This is a genomic window from Kitasatospora sp. NPDC048194 (genome assembly GCF_043202455.1).
In the GTDB taxonomy this organism is placed as follows: Bacteria; Actinomycetota; Actinomycetes; order Streptomycetales; family Streptomycetaceae; genus Kitasatospora.
The window spans coordinates 191,213-209,577 of record NZ_JBIDAK010000002.1; the positions used below are offsets into that span (position 1 = coordinate 191,213).

At 73.6% G+C, this 18,365-nt stretch carries 13 protein-coding genes, 1 tRNA gene and 1 pseudogene; 7 read left to right on the forward strand and 8 right to left on the reverse strand.

Annotation, left to right across the window (positions count from 1 at the left end; translation table 11 throughout):
- Positions 1 to 185: 185 nt before the first annotated feature.
- The gene (locus ACGF07_RS03340) at positions 186 to 1,034 is read right to left on the reverse strand and encodes an SDR family NAD(P)-dependent oxidoreductase (protein ID WP_392894937.1); all 849 of its coding nucleotides are present in this window, start codon (positions 1,032 to 1,034) and stop codon (positions 186 to 188) included.
- A 673-nt stretch (positions 1,035 to 1,707) separates the two neighbouring features.
- On the opposite strand from ACGF07_RS03340, the gene ACGF07_RS03345 reads away from it, so the two are divergent.
- The 3 genes from ACGF07_RS03345 to ACGF07_RS03355 all read left to right on the forward strand — a co-directional run bounded on the left by ACGF07_RS03345 (position 1,708) and on the right by ACGF07_RS03355 (position 5,032).
- Positions 1,708 to 2,802 carry a substrate-binding domain-containing protein gene (locus ACGF07_RS03345; RefSeq protein WP_350747713.1) on the forward strand — a complete coding sequence of 365 codons (1,095 nt, stop codon included), beginning with the start codon at positions 1,708 to 1,710 and terminating at the stop codon, positions 2,800 to 2,802.
- 167 nt (positions 2,803 to 2,969) lie between these two features.
- On the forward strand, positions 2,970 to 3,758 hold the full coding sequence (locus ACGF07_RS03350) for an ATP-binding cassette domain-containing protein (RefSeq protein WP_350747710.1): 789 nt from the start codon (positions 2,970 to 2,972) through the stop codon (positions 3,756 to 3,758).
- Complete coding sequence (locus tag ACGF07_RS03355; protein ID WP_350747707.1) at positions 3,755 to 5,032, forward strand: sugar ABC transporter permease; 1,278 nt, start codon at positions 3,755 to 3,757, stop codon at positions 5,030 to 5,032. Before ACGF07_RS03350 ends, ACGF07_RS03355 begins: the two co-directional genes overlap by 4 nt.
- 90 nt (positions 5,033 to 5,122) lie before the next feature.
- Here ACGF07_RS03355 and ACGF07_RS03360 read toward each other — a convergent pair.
- Positions 5,123 to 6,041: pseudogene (locus ACGF07_RS03360) on the reverse strand (menaquinone biosynthetic enzyme MqnA/MqnD family protein).
- 665 nt (positions 6,042 to 6,706) lie between these two features.
- On the opposite strand from ACGF07_RS03360, the gene ACGF07_RS03365 reads away from it, so the two are divergent.
- Both ACGF07_RS03365 and infA read left to right on the forward strand, forming a co-directional pair.
- Positions 6,707 to 7,504, forward strand: coding sequence for a GNAT family N-acetyltransferase (locus ACGF07_RS03365; RefSeq protein ID WP_392894940.1), 798 nt, complete (start codon positions 6,707 to 6,709; stop codon positions 7,502 to 7,504).
- A 144-nt stretch (positions 7,505 to 7,648) separates the two neighbouring features.
- A complete protein-coding gene (infA, locus tag ACGF07_RS03370) occupies positions 7,649 to 7,873 on the forward strand; it encodes a translation initiation factor IF-1 (protein ID WP_392894942.1) in 225 nt (74 codons plus the stop codon).
- 222 nt (positions 7,874 to 8,095) lie between these two features.
- On the opposite strand, the gene ACGF07_RS03375 is transcribed toward infA, so the two are convergent.
- On the reverse strand, positions 8,096 to 9,367 hold the full coding sequence (locus ACGF07_RS03375; RefSeq protein ID WP_392894943.1) for a GNAT family N-acetyltransferase: 1,272 nt from the start codon (positions 9,365 to 9,367) through the stop codon (positions 8,096 to 8,098).
- Positions 9,368 to 9,866: 499 nt separating this feature from the next.
- Complete coding sequence (locus tag ACGF07_RS03380) at positions 9,867 to 10,886, reverse strand: helix-turn-helix domain-containing protein (protein ID WP_350746115.1); 1,020 nt, start codon at positions 10,884 to 10,886, stop codon at positions 9,867 to 9,869.
- A gap of 226 nt (positions 10,887 to 11,112) precedes the next feature.
- Between ACGF07_RS03380 and ACGF07_RS03385 the strand changes: the two genes are divergently transcribed.
- Positions 11,113 to 11,181, forward strand: a tRNA-Glu gene (locus ACGF07_RS03385).
- A gap of 230 nt (positions 11,182 to 11,411) precedes the next feature.
- Here ACGF07_RS03385 and ACGF07_RS03390 read toward each other — a convergent pair.
- The 3 genes from ACGF07_RS03390 to ACGF07_RS03400 form a co-directional block, all read right to left on the reverse strand.
- Positions 11,412 to 12,632, reverse strand: coding sequence for a hypothetical protein (locus ACGF07_RS03390; protein WP_392894945.1), 1,221 nt, complete (start codon positions 12,630 to 12,632; stop codon positions 11,412 to 11,414).
- Between the two features lie 95 nt (positions 12,633 to 12,727).
- Entirely contained in the window at positions 12,728 to 13,972 is a 1,245-nt protein-coding gene (locus ACGF07_RS03395) for a glycosyltransferase 87 family protein (RefSeq protein ID WP_392894946.1), read from the reverse strand.
- Between the two features lie 314 nt (positions 13,973 to 14,286).
- Positions 14,287 to 15,921 carry an ABC-F family ATP-binding cassette domain-containing protein gene (locus tag ACGF07_RS03400; RefSeq protein WP_392894948.1) on the reverse strand — a complete coding sequence of 545 codons (1,635 nt, stop codon included), beginning with the start codon at positions 15,919 to 15,921 and terminating at the stop codon, positions 14,287 to 14,289.
- A gap of 479 nt (positions 15,922 to 16,400) precedes the next feature.
- On the opposite strand from ACGF07_RS03400, the gene ACGF07_RS03405 reads away from it, so the two are divergent.
- The gene (locus tag ACGF07_RS03405; RefSeq protein ID WP_392894950.1) at positions 16,401 to 17,015 is read left to right on the forward strand and encodes a TMEM175 family protein; all 615 of its coding nucleotides are present in this window, start codon (positions 16,401 to 16,403) and stop codon (positions 17,013 to 17,015) included.
- A gap of 97 nt (positions 17,016 to 17,112) precedes the next feature.
- Here the strand turns inward: ACGF07_RS03405 and ACGF07_RS03410 are convergent, their stop codons facing one another.
- Positions 17,113 to 18,318, reverse strand: coding sequence for a 4-hydroxybenzoate 3-monooxygenase (locus ACGF07_RS03410; protein WP_392894951.1), 1,206 nt, complete (start codon positions 18,316 to 18,318; stop codon positions 17,113 to 17,115).
- Positions 18,319 to 18,365: the final 47 nt, after the last annotated feature.

Consider the following 18,365-nt stretch of genomic DNA (forward strand, 5'->3'; position numbering starts at 1 on the left):
ACCGGGAACCGGTCAACGCCGACCAGTGTCGACGCGGCGCGGCACGTGCCGCCGGCCTTTGCCACGGGGTTCGCCCGATCGGGTGGCGCGGACCGCTCGGCGGTCACGGCCGTGCGCCGCCCCGGCCTGCGTCCGCGCCCGTCCGCGCCGGGACGGGACGGGCGGAGCGCGGCCGTGAGTCCGGGTCAGGCGGAGGGCTCGCGCGGGTCGATCCGGTAGCTGAAGGGCAGGGTGCCCGGGTCCAGGGCGGTGGCGCCGCCGTCGACGGTGAGGGTCGCGCCGTTGACGAAGGAGGCGGCCGGGGACAGCAGCCAGGCCACGGCCTCGGCGACCTCGCGCGGCTCGGCGGGGCGGCCCACCGGGAGCAGCCGGGTGGCCTCGGCGTAGGCCGCGTCCTTGCCGCCGCTGCTGTGGGCGGCGTCGGCGCTCCCGTCGCCGCCCAGCTGCGCCTCCTCGGCGAAGCGGGCCATCCGGCGGTCGGCCATCTCGGTGCGCACCCAGCTGGGGCACACCGTGTTGGCCCGCAGTCCGCGCGGCCCGTAGTCGACGGCCAGGGAGCTGCACAGCTGGCGCAGGGCGGCCTTGGACGCGGCGTAGGCGGCGTTGCCCGTGCCGTTGCGCAGCGCCGAGACGGACGCGACGGCGACGACGGCGCCGCGTGCCCGCAGCAAGTGCGGCAGGGCCGCCCGCATGGTCAGGAACGGGCCGGTGAGGTTGGTGCGCAGCACCAGGTCCCAGTCCTCGTCGGAGGTCTCTCCGACGCCGCCGCCCCGGCCGACGCCCGCGTTGACCACCAGCCCGTCGAGCCGCCCGTGGCGGGCGACGGTGCTCTCCACCAGGTCGCGCACGGCCTCGGGGTCGGTCGTGTCGGCGGGGTGGGCCAGCGCGCCGGTCTCCCGGGCGACGCGCTCCAGCGGCTCGGTGCGCCGCCCGGAGACGACGACGGCGTGGCCGCTCTCCCGCAGCAGCCGTGCGGTGGCCGCACCGATGCCCGTGCCGCCCCCGGTCACGATCACAACTCGCTGCTCCGCCATGGACCTTCCCTCCGATCGGTCACCAACCGTCCCTGCCGCCCTAGCTGTATCACAGGCCTCCACCCGCCCGATCACCTGCGGGTGCGGGTGCGGGTGCGGGTGCGGGTGCGGGTGCGGGTGCGGGTGCGGGTGCGGGTGCGGGTGGGGGTGCGGGTGCCGTGGCCGACGGGGGGTGCCTGGCCCGGTCGCCGTGGGGATCGTCCTCGGCGACGGTCGCCGGCTCCTGCCGCCCGGCAGCCCGTCCGCCCGACCGGCGTGGGTGAGGAAGGGGCGGTGGGTGGGTACACCCAGAGGAAAGGCGTGACGTGGACCTGTCGTGGCGTCAGTTCCCGTACGGGGCGGACGGGTTCGTCCCGCGCCGGGTCGCGGCGCTCCTCCGGGGGTGCCCGGGGAGAGGTCCGTTCCGGCCGCCAAGGCCGTTCAGTCGACACGTCTTGAACACATCGGCCCCGTCCGCGGCTGGACGGATCATAGCCCAGCCGGAGCGGATGGCGGGCAGGTGATCATCCGAAGCGTGCGGCTCGTACGGCTGAACGGATGCCTTCAGGAAGATAACGAAAAGGCGCATCCTGGTCTCGTAATGGATTTACTTCTTGACTGAATCTGTCCTCTGCGGGTTGACTCCGTCCCACCCCGCCGCACCGTCGCGGCGACGTCAGGGAGGCACCCCCACATGAACGCAACGATGCGTCGCGCCGTCATCGCCACCGCGGCCGTCTCGATGGCCCTGTCCATGGCCGCGTGCGGCAAGGCCGGCGGTGACAAGAAGGACTCCGCCGCCTCGGGCGACACCAAGTCCATCGGTCTGCTCCTGCCCGAGAACGCGTCCTCGACGCGCTACGAGTCCTTCGACCGGCCGTTCATCGAGGCCAAGGTCAAGGCCCTGTGCGCGGACTGCAAGGTGCTCTACAACAACGCCGAGGGCAGCGCCGCCAAGCAGAAGCAGCAGTTCGACACCCTGATAGCGCAGGGCGTGAAGGTCATCGTCCTGGACGCCTTCGACGCCACCTCGACCCAGGCGTGGGTCAAGGAGGCCGCCGCCAAGGGCGTCAAGGTCGTCGCCTACGACCGGCTGGCCACCGGCCCGGTCGCCGCGTACGTGTCCTTCGACAACGAGAAGGTCGGCGAGCTCCAGGGCCAGGCCCTGGTCGACGCCCTCGGCGACAAGGCCGCGGACGCCAACATCGTCATGATCAACGGCGATGACGCGGACCCGAACGCCGGTCAGTTCAAGGCCGGCGCGCACAAGGTCCTCGACGGCAAGGTCAAGAAGGTCGTCTACGAGCAGTCCGGTGAGTGGAAGCCCACCGTCGCCGGCCAGAAGATCGGCGCCGCGATCACCCAGCTCGGCAAGGACGGCTTCCAGGCCGTCTACTCCGCCAACGACGGCATGGCCGGCGCCATCATCACCCAGCTCCAGGGCGCGGGCATCAAGGTCCCGGTCGGCGGTCAGGACGCCGGCCTCGACGCCGTCCAGCGCATCGTCAACGGCGACCAGGCCTACACCATCTACAAGGCCTACAAGCCGCTCGCCGACAGCGCCGCCGAGCTGGCCGTCGACCTGCTGCAGGGCAAGGACGTCAAGTCCGTCGCCACCTCCAGCGTCGACAGCGCCACCGACAAGGGCATCCCGGCCAAGCTGCTCGACCCGAAGGTCGTCACCAAGGCCAACATCAAGGACACCGTCATCGCCGACGGCCTCTACAAGGCCTCCGACATCTGCACCGCGGACTACGCCGCGGCCTGCGCCGCCGCCGGCCTGAAGTAGCACGCGCGGGCGGAGCTCCCCACCCCCCTGGGGAGCCCGCCCCCCACCGGCGGGCCCCGCCCCGCCGCAGCACCCTTTCGACGCTCACCCGCCCGCACCGCACCGCACGGCGTGCGGGCCAGCCCGGCCGCCGACCCACCATCACGGCGTGCACGGGGAAGAAGGAGATGGTTCACGTGACAGGCGCACCCGTACTGGCGTTGCGCGGGATCTCCAAGCGCTTCGGCGCCGTCCAGGCACTGACGGACGTGCACCTGGAGGTACACGCAGGCGAGGTGGTCGCCCTGGTGGGCGACAACGGCGCCGGAAAGTCCACGCTGGTGAAGACCATCGCCGGCGTCCACCCCATCGACGAGGGAATCATCGAGTGGGAGGGCGAGCCGGTCACCATCGACCGTCCCAACGACGCCCAGACCCTCGGCGTCGCCACCGTCTACCAGGACCTCGCGCTCTGCGACAACCTCGACGTGGTCGGCAACCTCTTCCTCGGCCGGGAGTTGAAGAGCTTCGGCATGCTCGACGAGGTCGCCATGGAGAAGCGCGCCCGCGAGCTGCTCGACACCCTGTCCATCCGCATCCCCAGCGTGCGGATCCCCATCGCCGCCCTCTCCGGCGGCCAGCGCCAGGTGGTCGCCATCGCCCGCGCCCTGGTCGGCGACCCGAAGATCGTCATCCTGGACGAGCCCACCGCCGCCCTCGGCGTGGAGCAGACCGCCCAGGTCCTCGACCTCGTCGAGCGGCTGCGCGACCGCGGCCTGGGCGTCATCCTGATCAGCCACAACATGGCCGACGTCAAGGCCGTCGCCGACACCGTGGCCGTCCTGCGGCTGGGCCGCAACAACGGCGTCTTCGAGGTGGCCGGCACCTCGCACGAGGAGATCATCTCCGCCATCACCGGCGCCACCGAGAACGCCGTCACCCGGCGCCAGGCCCGACTCGCGGAGGAAGCGAAGTGACCACCGAACCGACCACCGAACCGACCACCGAGGACGCGCCCGTCGCGGCCGCCCCCGCGGTCGACCCCCGCCTGCTGGTCCGCGAGGCCGGTTTCGCCGGCTACCTCGCCGAGTTCAAGCGGAAGATGCGGAACGGCGACCTCGGCTCCGTGCCCGTCGTCCTCGGCCTGATCCTCATCGGCGTCATCTTCCAGAGCGTCACCGGCGACTTCCTCAACGCCGACAACCTCACCAACATCACCAAGTGGATCGCGGGCCCGGGCCTGATCGCCGTCGGCATCGTGTTCGTGCTCCTGCTCGGCGAGATCGACCTGTCGCTCGGCTCCGTCGCCGGCGTCTCCGCCGCGATCGCCGCCGTCCTGTCGGTGCGCTCCGGCTACAACGAGTGGCTCGCCTGCCTGATCGCCGTCGGCGCGGCCGTCGCCATCGGCGCCCTGCACGGCTTCTTCTTCGCCAAGATCGGCGTCCCCGCCTTCGTCGTCACCCTCGCCGGCCTGCTCGCGTGGAGCGGTCTGCAGATGTACGTCCTCGGTGACAAGGGCACCGTCAACGTCGTCAACGACGGGGTCCTGGCCAACCTGGACACCTACTTCCTCGGCGACGGCGACGTCGCCTACACCTGGGGCCTCGCGGTCCTCGGCACCGCGCTCTTCGCCGCCGGGCAGATCCTCGACGCCCGCCGCCGTGGCGCCGCGGGCCTCACCGCGCGCCCGATGAGCGAGATCGCGCTGCGCACCGGCGTCCTCGCCGTCATCGCGCTGACCGCCGCCTACATGCTCAACCAGGACCGCGGCCTGCCGCTGCCCCTGCTCGTGTTCCTGTCCGTCGTGGTCGTCACCGACTTCGTCCTGCGCCGCACCGGCTACGGCCGGCAGATCTTCGCCGTCGGCGGTGGCGTCGAGGCTGCCCGCCGGGCGGGCATCAACGTCGCCTGGGTCCGGATCTCGGTCTTCATGATCTCCGCCGGCATGGCCGCTCTCGGCGGACTGTTCATCGCCTCCCAGCAGGGCTCCGCGGACAAGCTCCTCGGTGGCGGCAACGTCCTGATGAACTCCATCGCCGCGGCCGTCATCGGCGGCACCAGCCTCTTCGGCGGCCGGGGCAAGACCTGGTCCGCCCTGCTGGGCATCCTGGTCATCCAGTCGATCATCACCGGTCTCGACCTGGTCCACGTCAACCAGGCCATCCAGTACATGATCACCGGCGCGGTCCTGCTCGCCGCCGTCGTCCTGGACTCCGTCTCCCGCCGCACCCGCAAGAGCGCGGCACGCTGACCGCCGGTCACCCGCCGCGGGAGCGGCGCCGGGGAGCCCCCCGTGCGCAGTGCCCGGCCCCCGAACGACCGGGGGCCGGGCACGCGTGCGTCAGCCCGACGCCCCGAGCACCCGCACCCGCGTGTCGGTGGGGAAGCCGGCGATCGGGCCGGCCCGGCGGGTGAACTCGGTGATGGCGGTGAACTGGTCCTCCGCCAGCCGGAAGTCGAGGGTCTTGAAGTAGCGTTCCAGCGAGGCCGCGTCGAACGGCTCCCAGCGCGCGGCCTGTTCGGCGATCCCCGGGACGTGCTCCAGGGCCAGGTCGCGCGCGGCGAGCAGCGAGCGGTGCACCTGGCGGACCAGCTCCGGGTGGCGGGCCAGGTAGTCGCGGCGGACGGCCCAGACCGCGAAGACGAACGGCAGCCCCGTTCAGTCCTTCCACATCTGCCCGAGGTCGTGGACGTGCAGGCCCAACTGCTCGGCCCGGTACAGCGAGGCCGTCAGCGCGATGTCCCCGATGACCACGGCGGCGTCCGCCTCCCTCATCATCGCCTCCAGGTCGGGCTGCCGGACCTCGTAACGCGGCGTGACCCGGTACTGCTCCGAGAGCAGCAGCCTGGCCAGGCACACCGAGGTCCGCGAGGTGGAGCCGAGCGCCACCCGGGCGCCGTCCAGCTGGTCCAGCGGCAGCCGGGAGACGATCGAGCAGGACATCACCGGGCCGTCGCATCCCACCGCCAGCCCGGGCAGCACCACCAACTGGTCGGCGTTGCGCAGGAACTCCACCAGGCTGATCGGCGAGACGTCGAGGTCCCCGCGGACCAGCCCGTCGTTCAGCTCGTCGGGGGTCCTTCTGGTCAGGTCGACGTCGAGCACTGGTCCGGGCCATCCCCCAGTACACGGGCAGCGAGTTGAGGAACCGGATGTGTCCGACCCGGGGGCGACGGACGGCGGTGCTTGGTGTTGTCTCCACATTCGGAGCGTAGCCCCGCCCCACCCCTACGGCGTCGAGGGGGCGCTGCTGGCCCATCGCCTACAGCAGGGTGCGGGCGGCGGCGAGTTGAGCGCGCAGCGAGCGACCGTCCGCCGCGCCCGCGGGGAGTTCTGCCGGCCGGTGCCGCTCGCCCGGTCCACCCGCTGCTCGATGATCTCGTGGACGGGACCCGGCGTCGCCTCGCGCAGCCGCACCCGGCAGGGGCCCCGGCCTACTGCCGCAGGATCCTGTCCGGGTGACGGGTGACGGGTGACGGGTGACGGGTGACGGGTGACGGGTGACGGGTGACGGGTGACGGGCGATCGGTCCAGGGCCGGCCGAAGACCCCGTCACCACCGGAGCCAGGTCCAGGGCTGCGCCGACCGCGACGAACCGGTTGACCGATCACGGCCGAGGTCGACCGACTCGGTGCTCATGTCTCTGGATTCGTCGATGATCATCGCTTCCGGATCGAGCCTCACCGGAACCCATGAACGAATCCACGGGCGTGTCAGGTTGCTGCCGTCCGGCCGCCCCGCGGTAAATCGGTTGGGCGGGCCCACCGGGGGCTGCTACTGTCTGCGAAGCCGTGAAACGACACGAGGAGGTGAGACCCATGAAGGCGGTATCCGCGTGGGTGCTCCCCCTCTCCGTCGCGGCGGGCGATTGACGTACGTGTCGCCCGGGAGCGCCTCGGCCAGGCACTCTCGAAAGGCACCACCATGAACACTCTGCATTCCCTCCCGGGCAGCGGCCACCACGGGACCGCGATCACGCGGGTCTCGGACACCGAGTGGCACGCCGTGGAGGACGACCGCGTCGTCGGCCACGGCGACGCCCTCCTCCGGCCCGACGGCCGGCTCTTCATCGGCATCGACGCGTGGCACGGCGCGGTCTTCGACCGCCTGGCCGAAGCGATGGCGGCGGCCCTGCCGGCGCCGCTGTACGCCGTGGCCGACGAAGCCGACCACGACGCACTGGCCGCCTGGAAGCGGGCCGGTTTCACGACCGTCCGCCGCGAGCGGGTCTACGCCGTGCCCACCGATCCGGAGATCACCGGGCTCGGCCCGGCGCGGCCCCCCGTGGGCGTGGACATCCTGCCCGTCGGCCGGGCCGACGAGGCCACGCTGCGCGACCTGGACCGGGTGCTGCACGGCGAGATCGAGGCCGGCGACGGCTGGTGGACGATGCCGGCCCGCCTGATGCCCTGCTCGCCGGGGACCAGCGTGGTCGACCCGTCGAAGTACGCGGTGGCCCGCCAGGGCGGCCGCTACGTCGGGCTGCTGCGACTGGCCCCGCTGACCCGCCGGCCGCGGATCGGGCTGATCGCCGTCCGGTCGGCGGAGCGGCGCCACGGCATCGCCCGGGCGCTGCTGGCCGACACCCTGGACGCCCTGCACCGCTCGGGCACCACCTCGGTCCGGGCCGAGGTCACCGAGACCAACGCGGCCGCCACCGCCCTCTTCGAGGGCATCGGCGCCCGGTGCGACGGCGCGACCCTGGAACTGGTGCGTCGCTGACGCCCCACCACACGCCCCCGACCGGCCGTCACGGCGCCCTACCGCCGTGACGGCGACCCACGAGCGCGCCACAGGGCGTCGTCCGGTGTCACCCGACGCCGGACGGCGTCATCCGAAGTGATCACGAACGAAGAGGTGAGAGTCATGACCAAAACAGCCGATGGCATCGAAGTCGAAGGCATCGTCGTCGAATGCCTGCGCAACGCCAACTTCAAGGTGGAACTCCCGAACGGGCACACCGTGCTCGCCCACATCAGCGGGAAGGTCCGGAAGAACCACATCAAGATCCTCCCGCAGGACCGGGTGCTCGTCGAGCTCAGCCCCTACGACCTCACCCGTGGCCGGATCCGGTACCGCTACCGGTCGTAGTACCCGACCGGCCGCCGGGGGGGGGACGCCCCCCCCCGCCCGCCCCGCCGGGCCCGCCCGCGGGGCAACCCACCGCCCGCCGAGCGGCCGGGCCGCGCCCCCGCACCCGGGCGCGGGCGGCCCGCCCCCCCCCCCCCCCCCCCCCCCCCCCCCCCCCCCCCCCCCCCGCCGCGTCCGGGGCCTGAACGCCGCGTCCGGCAGCCCGTCAGGGGCCGGCGCGGGTCAGAACCAGTGCAGGCAGTGCGGCGGGCGCTCGGCGCGGAAGAGGGCGTCGGCGAGAGCGGCCGCGCCCGGGCGGTGGGCCCGGACGTGTCCGGCCCGCACCAGGGTGCTCGGGGCCGTCCCGCCCAGGTAGACCGCGCCCAGATCGCTCACATCGAGGGACAGGTCGGGCTCCCGGTCCGTCGGCACGCAGTCGGCCCTGCCGTCCCGGACGGTGAGCAGGTGGCGCCCGTGCTCGCCGAGGAACGGGTCGTCCACGTCGAGGACGAGTTCGCCGTCCGTCGACCAGCCGCGCGAGGTCAGTGCGCGCGGGATGTCCAGCAGCCGCACCCAGAGCCAGTCGGTGTGGTCGCTCAGCTGCCCGGCCCTGAAGTCGGCGAGCTGCCAGCGCAACGGGTGCTCCGGCGGGACGTGCTTGAACACCACCTCGGTGACCAGGTCGTGCCCGAGCACGAACCGGGCAAGCGCGGTGTGGACGGCGTCGTCGGTGGCGATCACCTCGTCGACCGTCAGAACGTTGTCGTCGCCGCGGGAGTAGCTGGCGTACCCGTCGGGCACGCCGTCGGCGCCGCGGTGGACGGCGACGTAACGCGGCGCCGGGGCGGTCGGGGGCTGGCCTGCGCCCAGCGCCCACCAGTGGGGCGGCCGGTTCAGCGCGCCCGGTTGGAGGCGGCGGTAGCGGTCGTAGACCTCTTCGAGGATCCCGCCGCACTCGGCGCGCCGCAGCAGTTCGACCGTGCCGGTGTCCGCGCCGGTTCCCGTACCGGTGCCCGAGCGGGAGGGCGCGTCGGTCACCGCGGCGCCGGAGCGTCCGCCGGCCCGGGGCGGGACGAGGGCGGCCCGGTGGCGCGGAACCGTCAGGCGCTGGGTGTACGTCGCGGGACCGTAGCCGAACCTGCCGTATATCAGGGCGTCGGAGGCCAGCAGGACGGACAGGAGCTCCCCGCGGGCCCGCAGCTCGGTGAGCTGATGCCGCATCATCGCGGTGAGCACGCCCCGGCGGCGGTGCGAGGGCAGGACGCCGACGCCGGTCACGCCGGGGGCGGGGACGATCGTGCCGCCGGGCAGGGTGAGCTCGAAGGAGTACGCACCGGCGGTGCCGACCGGCCGCCCGTCCGCCGCGACGGCGAGCAGGTTGCGGTCCATCTCGGCCGCCGACCACCAGACCCCGCCGCCGTCCTCGGCCGGAGTCTCCGGAAAGCGTGCGAAGGCGGCATGGAGGGTGTCGACGTAGACGTCGCGGTCCCGGTCGGTCGTGGAACGGATCTCCATGGGAGTTGCTGCCTCCTGTGGCCACCGGCACCACCCGTCGTGGCGCCCCGCACAGTCCAGTCGCCGACCGACGGCAGGGTCAACCGAATTACCGCGCGGGGAGGGCGGAGAAGGGGCGCTAGGCGTGCCCGGTGCGGGCGGCTGAGCCCGGCGGCCCGGCACGCACCCCCGTGGCGTGCCGGGCCGTCGGCCCGTGGGGGGCCTCCGGGGCGGGCCGGACCGGTCCGGCCCGCCCCGGAGGTGAACGGCGGCGTGGGCGCCGTGGTGTTCCTCCGGGAGGATCTCAGTCCGCGGGCCGGCCGTGTTGGCGCTGCGTCGACAGTTCCTTGGCACTGCGTCCACTCGTCGGCGCCGACTCCGGGTGCGCCGTCCGGGATCCGCGCCGGGCCGGGGCCGACGCGGGCGCCGACCCGGGGGGACTTGGTGCCGGGGCGCCGGGGGCGCGGCGACCACCGGTGGCGCAGGGACCAGCGGCGGCGAAGGGTCCGCCGGGGCGCCGCTATTCGCTCGCGCACCCCGACAGCGCCCGGCGCCGGTGCTCGCTGGGCGGCATCCCGTACGCGGCCCGGAAGGCCCGGGTGAAGTCGGAGGCGCGCGGGATCCCCAGCCGGGCGGCGAGGGCGTGGACGGGCGTGCCGCGCAGGGCCGGGTCCGCCAGGTCGCGGCGGGCCCGCTCCAGCCGCTGCCCGCGGATCCAGGCGGCGACGGTCTCGCCCTCGGACTGCTGGGTGAAGACGCGGTGCAGGTAGCTGACGGAGATGTGGTGCGCGGCGGCGATCACGGACGGGGACAGCTCGGGATCGTGCAGGTTGCGCCGGATGAAGCTCCGGACGCTCTGCACCAGGGCCCGGTGCCGGGCGTCGTCCGGGACCGCCGCCCCGGCGTCCAGTTCGCGGGCCAGCCAGGTGGCCACCAGGTCGACGACGACCGTGCCCAGCCGGGGAGCCTCGGCCGGCCCCAGGGCGGCGGCCTGCCGGTCCAGGCCGACGAGGAACTCCGTGAGCAGCGCGGGCGTGCCCTGCCGCCCGGAGAACGGACGGCCCATCAGTTCGCGCATGCGGTCGGGCGGCAGCGGCAGCAGCGACACCGGGAAGTCGATGCCGACGGCCTCGGGCCGGCGTTCCGTGCGGTCGGCGGTGCGGACGCCGAAGGCCCGCAGGTCGTAGGGCTGCGAGCTGTCGAGCACGTACAGGTCGCCCGCGCCGAACACGGCCTGCCCGGGCCGGCCGTCGCGGGTCAGCGCCAGGTCCCCGCCGAGCACCAGCGTCAGGTGGTAGACGCCCGGATCCGACCGCCGCACCATGGCGGCCGTCCGCCGGAACCGGGCGGACGGGAACGCGGTCCTCAGGAGGGTCACCGGCCCCAGTTCGAGTCGCCGCATCTCGGCCTCGAAGTCGTCGGCGTGAGGGCTGGTCATCTCGCTGGAACGGGTCCGCCCGACCAACTCCCGCCAGCGATCGAACCGTTCCCTCGCGGGCACGTCCTCGCCCGTGAACACGCTCCCCGTCGTCGCGGTCACGCCTCAGCTCCCTCCTGCGCGGTCTCCTCCGGTCGGCCGGCGCGGGCCTTCCTCCTCCATCATCGGGCCCGGTGCCGCGCCACGGTGCCACGGGGGCGGTGGGGCGGCCGCGGGGTCGACGGCCGAGACCCCGCGAGGGCCGATTGTCCCCACTGATCATCTGCTGGTAACTTCTTCCTCGTCAGCGGGACGGGGCCACCAGGTGGTCCGAGTCCGGCCAGGCCAGGCGTCGGTGGTGCAGCGGTAGCACGCCCGCTTTCAGCGGGAGGGGTTCGTTCGATTCGGGCCCGGCGCTCCGATCCGCAGGGGCGGAAGTCGTTTCCGGACTTCCGCCCCTGCCGCTTTCGGTGGGCGGTCCGGACGGTCCTCCCTTGGGCTCGGCGCCTCGTCCCGAGCCCGTGACGGCGGCCTTCGTCGGCTTCCTGGGCGCAGCACCGCGCCGCAGGCTCACCGCAGGTCCGGCTCACCGCGCCGCAGGCTCACCGCAGGTCCGGCTCACCGCCGCACGCTCACCGCGGGCCCGGCTCACCGCCGGGTGACGTCCTGGACGGCCCGACCGCCCGTGCGCGCGGTGGTGCCGGCGGTGCCGTAGCGGGGGAGGGCGGCGAGGCCGTCGGTGAACTCCGCCTGGTCGGCGGGGACGGCGATCACGTCCGTTCCCGTCCCGACGGCGGCGCGGACGAGCGCGTCGCCCGCCTCGTCCTCCCAGTAGTAGCCGACGCCGAAGGCCTGGAGGTCCGCGGCCGCCGGCGCGAGATCGGTGGGCCGCGGACCGACCCACAGCGGGGGCGGCTCCGGGAACGGGCGGTTGAGGAACAGGGCCGCCGCCTGGCCGCGTTGCAGGAGCGCGACCGTCTCGGCCAGCCCCTCGGCGGCGCCCGGACCGTCGGTGCCCGAGCGTTCAGTGCCCGGGTGGTCGGCGGCCGGGTGGTCAGTGCGCGGGCCGTCGGCGCGCCGGCCGACCGCACGCCGGACGAGGAAGGCGTCGAGCCGGCGCTGGTCGTGCTCGGTCAGCCGGTCGGCCATCAGCAGTTCGACCTCGTGTTCCAGGACGGCCCGGCCGGGCTCCGCGCGGTGGAGCCCGGTGTCGCGCAGCCTGACGAACCGGCCGCGCAGCCCGGCCGGGGCCAGCCGGATCATGGTGTTCACGGCCCAGGCGTCCCCGGCGAGCACGACGAGTTCGGTGGCCCCGCCGACGGCACCCGCCAGCTCCCCGAGGAGCCGCTCGGCGTCCTCCACCCACCCGGTCAGCGGGATCCGGCGGTGCACGGCGGTGGAGTTCACCCGGGTCCTCGGCCAGCGGCCGAGGTCGTACTCGAGCTCCAGCTCGTCCTCCGCCGCCGCCCCCGCCTCGGCCGGCGGATGGACCCGGTGGACCACCACGGCGGCGTAGGGGACGTCCGGTGCCCGCTGGAAGAGCAGCGGCAGCACGTGCGGCAGCGCCCCGTACCGGGCGGTGTCCCGCGGGGGCGGCTCGGGCAGGCACTCGTCCAGCAGGATCCGCCCGGCGGAGGCGAACACGGCCTGTCCGTGCCGGCCCGCGCACCCGTGGTCGCGCCCGGCGACGTGGTCGATCGCATGGACGCTGTCCTCGTCGGCACCGTGGGCGAGCAGGCTCTCCCGCAGGCCCCGCCAGCGCAGCGCTGTCGCCCGGTCCGGCTCGTCCAGGTCGCGCGAGGTGTCCAGGTACACCGACGCCACCGGCTGGACCGACTCGTAGAGGCGGCTCAGGAAGAGCGGTTTCATGACGGCGTCCCTCCGGTCCTGTGTCGCATCCGGGCGGCTGCCCGTGGGGCCGGGGGCGAAACAACCGGTGGCCGGGGTGGTGGCGACACCGGCCGTCACCCGTCGGTGCGGGTCCTGGGGCCGGTCCGCTGCCCCGGCAGCCGGGCGCTCCCGCCGGGCGCCGGGGCGCCCCGGAACTCCAGCGCGGTGGTCCGGACCACGGTGATGAGCGCCAGCAGCATCAGCGCGCCGTGGGCCGGCATCGACAGGTACGGCGACACGCCGGGCGCGATGAACTTGAGGTAGCTGCCGAAGGAGGAGAGCTGCACCAGGACCGGCAGGTACCAGAGGCGCCGGGGCAGCCGGAAGGCAGCGATCACGCTGAGTACGTCCGCCAGGTAGAAGTAGCGTTCGTGCATGGCCGGCAGCAGGAACGGGACGGCGATCGAGAAGACGGTGGCCAGCAGCAGGATCCTGGTGTCGGTGAGCCCGGGCCACCGGTGCCGCGCGGCCGCCGCCTCCCCTTCCAGCCCGGTGGCGGGCACCGCGGTCCCGTCGGTGCGCCGTACGGCGCGGACGGCCAGTGCGACCAGCACCAGCACCAGGACGCCCGCGACCAGGACGCCCGCCCGGCGGACCGGGTCCTCCTCGCCCTGCGGCACCGAGACGAACTGGTACACGGAGGGTGCGTTGAGCGTGAGGTCCGGGTAGATGCCCGCCTGCCGGGTGTAGACGGTCAGCAGCTGCCACGGGTCGGAGCCCAGCAGGACGGCCGGGACGTCGAGCGCCACGTACACGGCGGGGACGGCCAGCAGGCTCCGCCAGGGTATTCGCCGGGTCAGCACCAGGACGAGCAGCAGCGGGAACAGGAACACCGCCTGGAGTTTGAAGGCCAGCGCCGCGCCGAAGAACGAGCAGGCCCACCAGGGCCGGTCGCGCAGGACGTGGTGGACGCCGCCGACCAGGAAGGCGGTGAAGATCGCGTCGGCCTGGCCCCACCAGCCGCTGTTGGTCACGACGGTGGGCAGGAAGAGCACGGCCACCGCCGCGGCGAACGCCCGCCAGGGCCGGTGCGGCGACTGCAGCGAGACGATGCGGAAGGCGTAGTACGCCAGCGCCAGGTCGAAGGCGATCGAGATGCACTTGATGCCCGTCAGCCCTGCCACCGGCAGGTAGGTGAGCGCGGCCATCAGGTACAGGTACGGGACGTTGTAGTCCGAGAAGTCGGTGTGGTCGAGGGCACGGAACCCGCCCCGCTCGGTGAGGTACCGGTACCAGGGTTCGAGGAAGTAGTGCCAGTCCGCCGACTGGTAGTCCAGCAGGAGGAAGCGGACCAGCAGCGCGGAGGCCACCGCTGCCACTGCGGCCGGCACCAGGGCCCTCGGGGCCGCGCGCCCCGGTGGCGCCTCGTCCGTCCGGGGTGGACGCCCGGCGGTCGCTCCCGAGGTCGGGCGCGCCGGCGGCCCCGGGGGCGGCGGTGACATCGGTGATATCGGCGACATCGGTCTCCAACTCGGTGGGGCGGGGCCGTGCGCGCGGTGGCGTACGGCCGGCGGGGCCGGGCAGGGGATCCTGCGCGGGTGGAACGGCACTGGTGAGGGGCCCGGTGAAGGCCCGGCGGTCAACGGGCGGGCCGGCCGGAACGGTTCGGGTGAGCGTTCCGGCCGGTGACGTCTCAGAGCTCGGGGGCCGCCACTTCCTCCAGGGAGCCGTCCGCCAACCGCAGCCACCGGTCCACCCCGATGGCCGCGAGGAACCGTTCGTCGTGGCTGACCACGACGAACGCTCCCTGGTAGGAGTTCAGGGCGCTCTCCAGCTGGCCGACGCTGACCAGGTCGAGGTTGTTCGTCGGCTCGTCGAGCAGCAGCAGGTGGGGAGCGGGCTCCGCGCACAGCACGCAGGCCAGCGTGGCGCGCAGTCGCTCGCCGCCGGAGAGCACCCCGACCGGGAGGTGGGCGCGGGCACCGCGGAACAGGAAACGGGCGAGCAGGTTCATCCGCTCCGCCGGCTGGAGGCCGGGCGCCGCCGCGGCGAAGTTCTCCGCGACGCTCCGGTCCGGATCCAGCAGGTCCAGCCGCTGGGAGAGGTAGGCGACGCGGCCGTCCGATCGCTTCGACCGGCCGGCGTCGGGTGCGAGATCGCCGACGAGCAGCCGCAACAGGGTGGTCTTCCCCGCGCCGTTGGGGCCGACCAGGGCGATCCGCTCGGGGCCCCGGACGGCCAGGTCCACGCCGCTGCCCGCGAACAGCGGCGAACCGCCGCGCAGCACCTGGAGGTTCTCGCCGACGAAGAGGCCGCGCCCGCTCGGCACCCGGGTGCCGGAGAGGTCCAGGCTCAGGCGCTGTTCGCCGCGCAGTGCGCGTTCCGCGTCGTCGAGCCTGGCCCTGGCCTCGCCGACGCGGGCGGCGTGCAGTTGGCCGGAGCGGCCCGCCGCCTCCTGGGCGCCGCGCTTCATGTTCCCGGCGAAGATTCGGGGCAGACCGGCGCTCTTGAGGTTGCGGGCGGCGTTGCCGGCCCGCCGGTCGGCGCGCTCGCGGGCCTGCTGCATCTCCCGCTTCTCCCGCTTCAGCTCCTGCTCGGCGTTGCGGATGTTCTTCTCGGCGACCTCCCGCTCGGCCTGCACCGCCTGCTCGTACGCCGTGAAGTCCCCACCGTAGAGGCGGAGTTCGCCGGAGCCGAGTTCGGCGATGCGGTCCATCCGGTCGAGCAGGGCCCGGTCGTGGCTGACCAGCAGCAGGCAGCCGGTGAAGTCCTCCAGCGCTTCGTGGAGCCGGTGGCGGGCCGCGAGGTCGAGGTTGTTGGTGGGCTCGTCCAGCAGCAGCACGTCGGGCCGCTTGAACAGCTGTGCTGCTAGGCCGAGTTGGACGATCTGGCCGCCGCTGAGGGTGTCCAGCCGCCGATCCGGCCCGACACCGGCCAGGCCGAGGCGTTCGAGTTGGGCGAGGCTGCGCTCCTCGATGTCCCAGTCGTCGCCGATGGTGGAGAAGTGCTCCTCCGCCACGTCACCGGACTCCACCGCGTCGATGGCGCGGACCACCTCGGTGATCCCGAGGACGTCGGCGACGGTGAGGTCGGCGGCCAGCGGGAGGTCCTGCGGCAGGTAGGCGGAGGTGCCGCCGACGGTCAACGACCCGGCCGTGGGCCGCAGTTCACCGGCGATGAGCCTGAGAAGGGTGCTCTTGCCGGAGCCGTTGGGCGCGACCAGGCCGGTGCGGCCGGTGCCGAGGGCGAAGGACAGCTCCCGGAACACGGGAGTGTCGTCGGGCCAGGAGAAGGACAGCTGGGAGCAGACGATGGATGCGTCGGACATCAGGACAACCCGGGGGTGAGCGGGCGGAGACCTCTCCGCCACGAGCAGACAGGGGGACGGGAACGACGAAGCGAGCCGTCGCGCCGGGTGCCCGGCACCCACGACGGCTTCAGGACCGGGTCTCACCCGGAGATGTCGTCGTCACCAGCCATGTCTGCGTCCGCTTTCCGTTTTCCGCCACGAAGGGGCCTGCCGCAGAGCAGCTTAACAGTGCGGGTGCGAAGGCGTGCGGGTGTTCGGGCGTCCGATCCGGTCGGAGCGCACGGCACGGGGTCCGGGCCGCTCCGGAAGGGGCTCTGCACGCCGGCTCCGCCAGCGCGGTTGATACACACCATCACTGACGTGTCGCCAGGTGGAGGTGGCGGCCGGGCGGGGCGCGGTGACGGCGGCCGGGCGGGCGTGCGGGCCGGCCGGTGCTCGGAGCGGTCGCAGCGGCGTTGCGCCGACCGGCGCCGCTGCCGTGCTGAGATGCTCTGCCGGTGGAGACGACGGACACGGGCCGCATCGAGGCGTTCAGTGACGGGGTGTTCGCGATCGCGATCACCCTGCTGGTGCTGGAGATCAGGATCCCGCAGGCCCACGGCGCGGCGGAGCTGTGGCGGGCGCTGGGCGAGCAGTGGCCGTCCTACTTCGCGTACGTGGTGAGCTTCCTCGTCATCGGCGTCGTCTGGGTGAACCACCACACCCTGTTCGGCTACCTGGCCCGGATCGACCGCACGCTGATGTTCGTCAACCTGCTGCTGCTCATGCTGATCTCCGCCCTGCCCTTCCCGACGGCCCTGGTGGCGCAGAACCTCCGCAACGGCTCGGCGGCGAACGTCGCCGCGGCCGTCTACGGCGGGGTGATGGTCGGGCAGGCCGTGGTGTTCGGGGTGTTCTGTAACTACGCGACCCGCACCGGCCACTGCTTCGACGAACGCGTCGACGTCGCCGCGGCCCGGGCCGGCCGGTGGCGGTTCGAGCTGGGCCTGGCCGTCTACCCGCTCACCGTCGGCCTGGCCTTCCTCTCCGCCCCGGCCGCCCTCGCGGTCCACGGGCTGCTGGCGCTCTACTACGCGTTCAACCAGGTGAGAGTGCCGATGCTGGACCGGTGAGGGAGCCGGGACAGCCACCCGGCCCGCACGTCACCGTCGAGGACGTCCGCGCCTCGGAGCGACACCCCGGTCCTGGGGCGCGCCGGCGGCGCGGCGGTCAGATGCCGACGTAGTTCTCGGCGAACCATTCCTGGTGGGCGCGGGAGGTGCGCAGGGACTCGACGCGCGAGCGCCGGAGGGATTCGTGGAAGAGCGCTTCGCCGTCCGAGGCGTACGGGGCGTGGAGCAGCTGGATCATCCAGTGCGAGAACTCCTGGGCGCGCCAGATGTGGGCGAGGCAGCGCGGTGAGTACCGGTCGAGGGCGCCCGGGTCGCCGTGCGCGAGGTCGTCGATCAGGGCCTCGGCGAGGAGTTCGGCTTCGAGGACGGCGAGGTTGGCGCCCTTGGCGGCGGCCGGGGCGGGCAGGCTCGCGGCGTCGCCGGCCAGCAGCAGGGAGCCGTGCCGCAGCGTCTCCATGACGTCGGACTGGAGGTCGATCACGGAGCGATGGATGATCCGGCCCCGGTGGAGCGGGCCGTGGTCGGCGGTGCGCATGCGCAGGCCGAGTTCGTCCCAGATCCGCTCCTCGGACCAGGCGTCGGGTGCGGTGCCGCGCTCGCACTGGAGGTAGTAGCGGGTCACCTCGGGGGTGCGGGCCATGTGGCCGGCGAAGCCGCGCGCGTGCAGCGCGTAGCCGACGGCGTCCAGGCTCGGCGGTGCCTCGGCGAGCAGGCCGAGCCAGCTGACGCCGTGGTCGCGCTGGTGGCGGGCTGCGGCGGGCAGGGAACGGCGGGCCGCGCCGTGGCGGCCGTCGCAGCCGGCGACGTAGCGGGCCCGCCACCGGCAGGGGCGGCCCTCGGGGTCGCGGACGGTGACGGTGGGGCGGACGCCGGCGGCGTCGTCCACGGTGAGGGCCTCGGTCTCGAAACGGATCCGGCCGCCCGCCGCCAGGTAGTGCGTCAGCAGGTCGGTGACCAGGTCCTGTTGGGGGTAGACGGTGTGCCGCTCGCCGAGGCCGAGGGCGCCGTAGTCGAGCCGGAAGCGGCCCCCGTCGGTGCGGAACTCGCAGGTGCCGTGGGGGAGCCCGCGCCGGTGCAGACCGTCGGAGAGTCCGTGGCGGTCCAGCACGCGGACGGTGTGGGCGGCGAGGAACCCGGCCCGGGCGCGGGTCTGGACGTGCCGGCGGTCCGCGCGTTCGAGGACGACGCAGTCGATCCCGGCGGCGAGGAGGAGGTTTCCGAGGGTCAGTCCGGCCGGTCCGGCGCCGAGGATGACGACATCGGCCGAGTCGGTGACTGCTGGGATGGTCTGACGTCCGGTCATGGGAAGTGGATCTTAGCCGGGAGTGGATACATCGGTACGGGGAAATG

Bases quoted from the DNA above. Each gene is read 5' to 3' on its own strand.
- ACGF07_RS03340 (WP_392894937.1), bottom strand. From the start codon at position 1,034: ATGGCGGAGCAGCGAGTTGTGATCGTGACCGGGGGCGGCACGGGCATC.
- ACGF07_RS03345 (WP_350747713.1), top strand. From the start codon at position 1,708: ATGAACGCAACGATGCGTCGCGCCGTCATCGCCACCGCGGCCGTCTCG.
- ACGF07_RS03350 (WP_350747710.1), top strand. From the start codon at position 2,970: ATGGTTCACGTGACAGGCGCACCCGTACTGGCGTTGCGCGGGATCTCC.
- ACGF07_RS03365 (WP_392894940.1), top strand. From the start codon at position 6,707: ATGAACACTCTGCATTCCCTCCCGGGCAGCGGCCACCACGGGACCGCG.
- infA (WP_392894942.1), top strand. From the start codon at position 7,649: ATGACCAAAACAGCCGATGGCATCGAAGTCGAAGGCATCGTCGTCGAA.
- ACGF07_RS03375 (WP_392894943.1), bottom strand. From the start codon at position 9,367: ATGGAGATCCGTTCCACGACCGACCGGGACCGCGACGTCTACGTCGAC.
- ACGF07_RS03390 (WP_392894945.1), bottom strand. From the start codon at position 12,632: ATGAAACCGCTCTTCCTGAGCCGCCTCTACGAGTCGGTCCAGCCGGTG.
- ACGF07_RS03400 (WP_392894948.1), bottom strand. From the start codon at position 15,921: ATGTCCGACGCATCCATCGTCTGCTCCCAGCTGTCCTTCTCCTGGCCC.
- ACGF07_RS03410 (WP_392894951.1), bottom strand. From the start codon at position 18,318: ATGACCGGACGTCAGACCATCCCAGCAGTCACCGACTCGGCCGATGTC.